Here is a 7,308-nt window from a genome sequence, read left to right on the forward strand (position 1 = left end):
AATAGCGCCGCCTCCTTACACGAACTTGACGAAAGCCGCCCCGTGCGGCTTTTTTTACCGGTTCGCCTCCACTATTCAAACAACAATTGCGACAAGGCAAAAAATTGCCTTGCTGTCATAGTGTTGAAACATAAATCAGCGTAGGCTGTGTGGGTATCGCGGCTCGCCGATCTTGCGAGTCATTGTCCTGATTCCCTGGCGCGCCTGCACCTGCCGCGAACGCTCGTTCTAATTACGAGCTGCCAGGAATCGGTTGAGTAAGATCAAATAAAACGTTGACACGCAGCGCTATGATGGGCGGCTTTCTTGCTGATTTGGCAATCAATCGTCCGTCGCGGTCCTTTGCCGGCGCAAGCGTCCCAAGTTTTTGTCGTTCTGAAGGGAGAGTGAAATGAATGATGTGGTAATCGTCGCTGCTGGCCGTACCGCTGTTGGAAAATTTGGTGGGTCGCTGGCCAAGGTGGCTGCCTCCGACCTCGGTGCCCATGTAATCAAGAACCTGCTGGCCAAGACCGGCATCGCGCCTGACCAGGTGAGCGAGGTGATCATGGGTCAGGTGCTGACCGCGGGCGTCGGACAGAACCCTGCGCGGCAGGCGGTGATCCGCGCCGGTCTCCCCGACATGGTTCCCGCCATGACCATCAACAAGGTGTGCGGCAGCGGCCTGAAAGCGACTCATCTGGCGGCGCAGGCGATCATGTGCGGCGACGCCGAGATCGTCATTGCCGGCGGCCAGGAAAACATGAGCGCATCGCCGCACGTGCTGCAGGGCTCGCGCGACGGCTTCCGCATGGGCGATGCCAAGCTGGTCGACACCATGATCGTCGACGGCCTGTGGGACGTGTACAACCAATACCACATGGGCATCACCGCCGAGAACGTCGCGAAGAAATACAGTGTGTCCCGTCAGGAGCAGGACGAGTTCGCCGTCGCATCGCAGAACAAGGCCGAAGCCGCGCAGAAGGCCGGCAAGTTCAAGGACGAGATCATCCCTTACGAGATCGCGTCCAAGAAGGGTACGGTCGTGTTCGATACCGATGAATTCATCAAGCCGGGCGTGACCATCGATGCGCTGTCCGGCCTACGTGCAGCATTTGCGAAGGACGGCACCGTCACCGCCGGCAATGCCTCGGGCATCAACGACGGCGCGGCAGCGGTCATCATGATGTCGGCGAAGAAGGCGGAACAGCTAGGCCTGAAACCGCTGGCGCGCATCAAGGCCTATTCCTCCGCGGGCGTGGACCCGACCATCATGGGCATGGGCCCGGTGCCGGCATCGCAGCTGTGCCTGAAGAAGGCCGGCTGGACGCACAAGGATGTGGACCTGATGGAGATTAACGAAGCGTTTGCAGCGCAGGCCATCGGCGTGAACAAGGAAATGGGCTGGGACACCAGCAAGATCAACGTCAATGGTGGTGCGATCGCGATCGGTCACCCGATTGGTGCATCCGGTTGCCGCATTCTGGTGACGCTGATCCATGAAATGATTCGCCGCGATGCCAAGCGCGGTCTTGCCAGCCTGTGCATCGGCGGTGGCATGGGTGTTGCATTGGCAATCGAGCGTTGATTGGCTGGTAATTGGTTGGTATTTGGCCGGTAATTGGCTGAAACAGGGGTGACGTAGTTTTTAGTGTCGATAAAACAGAAAAGAGAGAGCAGAACATGTCAAGAGTCGCATTGGTCACGGGTGGTATGGGCGGTCTGGGGGAAGCAATCTGCATCAAGATGGCTGCGCTGGGCTATCAGGTAGTGACGACCTACTCGCCGGGCAATACCAAGTCCGGTGAATGGCTGGCATCGATGGAGCAGCAGGGATACAAGTTCCGCGCCTATCCCTGCGATGTCGCTGATTACGATTCTGCGCAGGCCTGCATCAAGCAGATCACCGAGGAAATCGGACCGGTCGATGTGCTGGTCAATAACGCAGGCATCACGCGTGACATGACCTTCAAGAAGATGGACAAGACCAACTGGGATGCGGTCATCAAGACCAACCTGGATTCCGTCTTCAACATGACCAAGCCGGTCTGCGACGGCATGACTGACCGCGGCTGGGGTCGCATCATCAACATCTCGTCGGTGAACGGCCAGAAGGGTGCATTCGGCCAGACCAACTATTCCGCCGCCAAGGCCGGTATGCACGGTTTCACGAAGGCACTGGCGCTGGAAGTCGCGAAGAAGGGCGTCACCGTCAACACCATTTCGCCCGGCTATATCGGCACGAAGATGGTAATGGCGATCCCGCCCGAAGTGCTCGACAGCAAAATCATTCCGCAGATTCCGATGGGTCGTCTCGGCAAGCCGGAAGAAGTGGCTGGTCTCGTCGCCTATCTCGCGTCCGATGAGGCCGCCTTCCTGACCGGCGCAAACATCGCGATCAACGGCGGCCAGCACATGTATTAATGCAGGTTGATGCAGGGGCCTGCGGTCAGGCATGCTGACCGCAAAAAACAGGAAACCCGGGGCACATCGAGTGCGCCGGGTTTTTTGTTTCTTGCCCCCCCGGAGCTTGTCTCCCGCCTGTGCGGACGGGAATCGGCAGCGTGTTTTCTGCTTGCCACGCAAAGATATGGCGTCGGCATGCGGCATCCTTGATCGTGCTCATCGGGTGGCGGGCGCTATCGTGCTCCGATAGTAGCCGGCAACACGCATTGCGCCGATCTGAATGAAAAGCATGAACTTACAGTGCTCAATGCCGCTCTATCAGCGAAGATCGTGCGCAGATGCAGCAAGATGCAACATGCTGCACTTTTGCAGCAGTAACGATCGGTAAAGGAAATGCAATCTGCCAGATGCACAATTGCGCCGGCCATGCATATCCGGTTTGCGCCAAACCATAGCGTCGCGTTTTCCGGTTTGGTGCCGGCACTGATTTACCCGAAACAGGTTTATTTGGAGAGGTTTATGCGGAGCGACTATATCCAGCGGTTTGGTCCAGAAGTTGACGAAGCGCATGAAAGGCAGCGGAAAGACATCATGCGAACGATCGAGGCGCACGGCGCCAAGCAGGCTTCCGATCTGCCGGACATGACCGATGGCGAACGGGCCAAATGGTTTTTCTGGAACCTGCATGAAAACCTGGATGAATTCCGCAGGCTGGAGCCAACCCTGATCGGTCAGATTGTCCGCACGCAACTGACCGTTACCGATGGGCTGTCGATGGCAACGGAAAAATTCGGCATGGAGAAGAAGATCGCGCTGACGTGCCGCTGGCATCTCAGCATCGCGTATGCCAGTTACCAGAATGAGGAGGCGTATCCCATCGGTGAAGGCTCGGTCGACTTGCTGGTCGCCAACGCCATGCCCTCAGAACCGCCGCTACAGAAAAACCAGAAGGGCTACCTCGATTCCGACAATTCCCTTTATCCCAATCAGCTTTACCTGTATGGCTGGGTCACCGAGCCGCTGTGGGAAGAGATCAAGACGCACTTGTACAGCCCGTTGCCGAACTGCCAGTCCGACCTGATACTGCGGGACAACTGCCTGTTCCCGGTCAAGCATGGCTTCGGCTTCGTTGCAGGACCGCCGGGCGCAGTCGGGATCACCAATCTCGAGTTCCGCGTATCGTCCCATGCCGCCGACCGCAGGACGATGCGCCGTACGGAAACGCTGCAGCGCTGACGCTATCGCGCATCGCCAAACCTGTGACCATGACAACGGCCCGCGCACCGCTCGGGCCGTTTTGCCGTTGTGCCGCCGTACCATTCTCCTACTGGGCCGGCAAGAGTTTCCCTTTTACTGCCAGGATCACCGTGCGCACGGCGAGCAGGGTAATGACTGCGGAGGCTGCAAGCAATGTCGCGTAGCCGATCCACATTGGCCAGCCGCCACGGTGCACCGCCTCGAGCACGCTGCCGGCCAGCGCGGCCAACGGAAACGAGAAGGACCAGAAGCCGATCGAGAACGGCACCTTGCTCCACCAGCGAAAGCGGAGCGCCACCGTCGCGAACGGCACGGCGGCGATGCCAAGGCCGACCAGGAGAATGTCTGCCGGGAGATCCGGCCATATCACCGCAGCGGCCAACGTCGCAATGACGGGCGGTACCAGTTCCACGCCAATCGTCGCCCGGACAGTTTCGGGTAGTGGCCCATGGGACAGCTGGCTCAGGATGCGTGCTTCAAGCAGGGCCCAGCCGGACAGGCCGGTGCCGAACAATAGCGCAGCCCAGCCGCGATAGCCCAGGCTGGCGAAGGTCATTGCCCCAATGAGTGCACCACCGACGATCGGCAGATAGAGGGCCGGCGTCACCGCGTTGGCCGGCATCTGGCCGGTAATGAGTACGGACGCGACGCGAAAGGCGATCACCGCGTTGAGCGCGAGTGCACACAGGGCAAGCAATAACCAGATGCCTTGCTCCGGTTGCCGGAACTGGATGATGGCCAAGAGCATCGACAGGGGCAGCAGGGCCTGCAGCGAGCCTTGCACCGGATGTCGGAACTCGGCCGCAACCGCCCGCCAGTGGCGCTTGCACTTGATCGCATACAGGAGCAGCGATGCGACCCAGATGAGGATGGCAGGCCAGACCAGGATACTGGCCACGATGTCTGCAACGCGCCATCCGGAGGCGGCAGCACGCTGCCATGCGTCCACCAGCCCGAACAGGCCGACCGAAATGGCAAAGATGCCGGCCGGCACGCGCGCCAGCCAAGGCGTCCCCTGCGGCATGTTGGTTGCGCGGAACAGGTAGTACAGGCGGGCACGGGGCTCTGGAGTATCCATACTTGTTTTCAACAACAAATGGTTGCCGGAAAGGTAGGGCACGCGCATTCCATATTAGACCGATTCCCCTTCCATGGTGACGAAAAGATCATGGCATGTCGTGTTGGAACGGCGAATTTTGCCCCTCTTGATATCGAACCTTGACAGAAAAATCAGGCAATGGTGCGTTATCATGCGTCGCACAAAAATCGGCTTGTACTTGCATGAGGCTGCCTCTAGAATGCTTCATGTTGCTGCGCAACAAAAAATGACAACATTTTATGTCGCATGTTCGTTGCATGTCCGTCGCATGTTCTCGTCGCGAGTTGCTTTGTTCTGCTCGTACCACCCAATTTTTGGAGATCCGATGTTCCCGATTCCTGACCCGATGTCCATGGCCGCAAAGGCCGGCATGGAAGCCAATCTCGCCCTGTACACCGCGCTGACCAGCAAGACGCTGGAGAGCGTGGAGAAGCTGATCAACCTGAATATCTCCGCCGTGAAATCGTCGCTGGAGGATTCATCCAGCCAGGCCAAACAGCTGTTGTCGGCACGCGACCCGGAAGAGTTTTTGTCCGTCGTGCGTGAGCAAACCAAACCGGGCATGTCCAAGGCGGTCGCTTATGGCGGCAACCTCTTCAGCATCGCGCAAGGCATCCAGTCCGAGCTCAGTCACACCGCGGAAGCCCAGATGTCCACCGTCAACCGCAAGGTCAACGAGCTGGTGGAACAAGCTGCAAGCAACGCTCCCGTGGGTTCCGAAGCGCTGGTGGCAATGGTCAGGTCGACCCTTGGCAATGCGGGCAATGGTTACGAGCAACTGGCGCGCACCGCCAAGCAAACCATGGATGCATTCGAAGCGACGTTCAACAGCACGTTCGGCCAGTTTGTACAGGCAGCTGCACCGAAGCAAGCCTGAGTGTCCTCGCATGCTTGCTGACTGACACGGCCGCAATGCGGACTGCGTAAGTAAGTGAACGAATGAAAAAGGCACCACACGTCCGTGGTGCCTTTTTCGTTTCAGCCATGTTCATCATGCTATCCGGGGAGAACATGTTTCCGATGATCGAATGGCTGCGGCAATTGGATGCTTCGCGTCTGCGCCGCACAAGCGCTTCTCATCGAGGACCCGCTTGCGCACCTTCATCCTTCAGGGGATGCGCTTCCACTTTCCCAAGTTTCAGCGCACGCGATGCGATGCGGTAGGTGTCGGGATCAAAGCGCGGATGCTCGGCAGATGCCTGCTGCAGAGCCAGTGCATCCTGCTCGCTCCACGCGGTACCGAGGTAAGCCCAATTGTTCACCACGTGCAGTCCGAGCCTGCCATCGGCAGATCGCTCTGCCAGCGCAGCGGCTCCGGCATAGGGCCACCGTTCGATCCTGAGCGCTGAGAGCGCTTGCTCAAGGCGGGTTTGATGCTCGGTCAGCGGCTCAATGCCGACGCATGTGCCATGGCAGCGCTTTTGTAGGAACGCGGAGCAGGGCTCGCCCTCTGGTGGGGCTTCCAGCCCGAGCAGCGACAGGCAAAGCCCATGCTCCTCCGCGAGCGCACGCAGCGCCATTTCCGCCTTCTGCCGCGTCGTAAACAAGCCAAACAGGCATTCGCTGCGCCCGAAGTCCTGATCCCGTGCATAGACCAGGACCGGGCGCAGGTCGCCGGCTGCCGAAGGACGCAATTGCCATGCGCACAGGTCGCGCTCGCGTTCCCGTCGTCGCGCTTCTTCCGGCATGCGCTTCTTCAGCTGCGTTTCCAGCAGTTGGGTGCCGATTTCACCGGCCGTCTCGTGCCACGCCAGTCGGCGCAGCGCGCGAGCGAGACGCACATCCTTGTCCGAAGGGCGATCGCCGTGAAAATGCGACAGCACCCGCTGGCGCAGGTGGGCGGCCTTGCCGACGAACAGCGGCACATCCTGCTCGTCATAGAACACATAGACGCCGGGGCCGTCCGGCAGGTCCTCCAGCTCGTCGGGATCGATGTGGGCGGGCAGGTTTGGGCGCTGCAGCAGCTGTTGCGTTGCGCCCAGCAGCATGTCCTGCGGTAGTGTGGCTTGCAGCTTGTCCCAGAATTGCCAGAGGAGTTCTGCGTCTGCGAGCGCGCGATGGCGCCCGTCCGATGCGAGGCCATGCCTCTCGACCAAGGCATCGAGGCTGTGCTTGACTTCATCCGGGAAGAGCTTGCGCGAGAGCTTGACCGTGCATAGCACCTCGCGCTGCAGTTTCATGCCGTAGCGCCTGAACTCGTAACGCAGGAATCTATGGACTCCCTCCGTTTTGCAAGACATTCCGTGTTGGTGTTGACTTGAAATCGACTGCACAAATCTATCCGGCCTACTGTGGCACCCGTCGGTACCGGCCCTGATGTCATTCGCTCGCAGGCTTCCTCATTAGCTGAGCGGCCTTGCTTCGGCCATCAGCGTTACCAGGCTCTTGTCTGCGTGAGTTCGACTCATTTCTCCATCAACCCGTCTTGCTCGCAATCGTTGGCGGGGTACTCCAGTTGGTTAATCTTCGGCTCCCGATATCCGTTCAGGCAGCCGCCCTGTATTCCGTGCCTCTGGCAAGCATGGCCCACATGATCCTGGCATGCTTGGCCGCCAATGCGACGGCGG

6 protein-coding genes are annotated in these 7,308 nt (G+C 59.4%); 4 read left to right on the forward strand and 2 right to left on the reverse strand.

Annotation, left to right across the window (positions count from 1 at the left end; translation table 11 throughout):
* Positions 1–391 precede the first annotated feature (391 nt).
* The 3 genes from ACYVIA_RS19250 to ACYVIA_RS19260 all read left to right on the forward strand — a co-directional run bounded on the left by ACYVIA_RS19250 (position 392) and on the right by ACYVIA_RS19260 (position 3,621).
* Positions 392–1,567 (forward strand): acetyl-CoA C-acetyltransferase, encoded by a 1,176-nt coding sequence (locus tag ACYVIA_RS19250; RefSeq protein WP_460843703.1) that lies wholly within the window; start codon positions 392–394, stop codon positions 1,565–1,567.
* Positions 1,568–1,662: 95 nt separating this feature from the next.
* Positions 1,663–2,403 carry an acetoacetyl-CoA reductase gene (gene phbB / locus ACYVIA_RS19255; protein WP_460843705.1) on the forward strand — a complete coding sequence of 247 codons (741 nt, stop codon included), beginning with the start codon at positions 1,663–1,665 and terminating at the stop codon, positions 2,401–2,403.
* Positions 2,404–2,976: 573 nt separating this feature from the next.
* The gene (locus ACYVIA_RS19260) at positions 2,977–3,621 is read left to right on the forward strand and encodes a hypothetical protein (protein WP_460843707.1); all 645 of its coding nucleotides are present in this window, start codon (positions 2,977–2,979) and stop codon (positions 3,619–3,621) included.
* Between the two features lie 88 nt (positions 3,622–3,709).
* Here ACYVIA_RS19260 and ACYVIA_RS19265 read toward each other — a convergent pair whose 3' ends face one another.
* Complete coding sequence (locus tag ACYVIA_RS19265) at positions 3,710–4,720, reverse strand: SLAC1 family transporter (protein WP_460843708.1); 1,011 nt, start codon at positions 4,718–4,720, stop codon at positions 3,710–3,712.
* 346 nt (positions 4,721–5,066) lie between these two features.
* Between ACYVIA_RS19265 and phaP the strand changes: the two genes are divergently transcribed.
* Positions 5,067–5,618 (forward strand): TIGR01841 family phasin, encoded by a 552-nt coding sequence (gene phaP / locus ACYVIA_RS19270; protein WP_460843710.1) that lies wholly within the window; start codon positions 5,067–5,069, stop codon positions 5,616–5,618.
* Positions 5,619–5,817: 199 nt separating this feature from the next.
* Here phaP and ACYVIA_RS19275 read toward each other — a convergent pair whose 3' ends face one another.
* Entirely contained in the window at positions 5,818–6,981 is a 1,164-nt protein-coding gene (locus ACYVIA_RS19275) for an exonuclease domain-containing protein (protein WP_460843712.1), read from the reverse strand.
* Positions 6,982–7,308: the final 327 nt, after the last annotated feature.

The organism is Noviherbaspirillum agri, from assembly GCF_054780595.1.

Coding starts and splice junctions, on each gene's coding strand:
- ACYVIA_RS19250 (WP_460843703.1), top strand. CDS start 392: ATGAATGATGTGGTAATCGTCGCTGCTGGCCGTACCGCTGTTGGAAAA.
- phbB (WP_460843705.1), top strand. CDS start 1,663: ATGTCAAGAGTCGCATTGGTCACGGGTGGTATGGGCGGTCTGGGGGAA.
- ACYVIA_RS19260 (WP_460843707.1), top strand. CDS start 2,977: ATGCGAACGATCGAGGCGCACGGCGCCAAGCAGGCTTCCGATCTGCCG.
- ACYVIA_RS19265 (WP_460843708.1), bottom strand. CDS start 4,720: ATGGATACTCCAGAGCCCCGTGCCCGCCTGTACTACCTGTTCCGCGCA.
- phaP (WP_460843710.1), top strand. CDS start 5,067: ATGTTCCCGATTCCTGACCCGATGTCCATGGCCGCAAAGGCCGGCATG.
- ACYVIA_RS19275 (WP_460843712.1), bottom strand. CDS start 6,981: ATGTCTTGCAAAACGGAGGGAGTCCATAGATTCCTGCGTTACGAGTTC.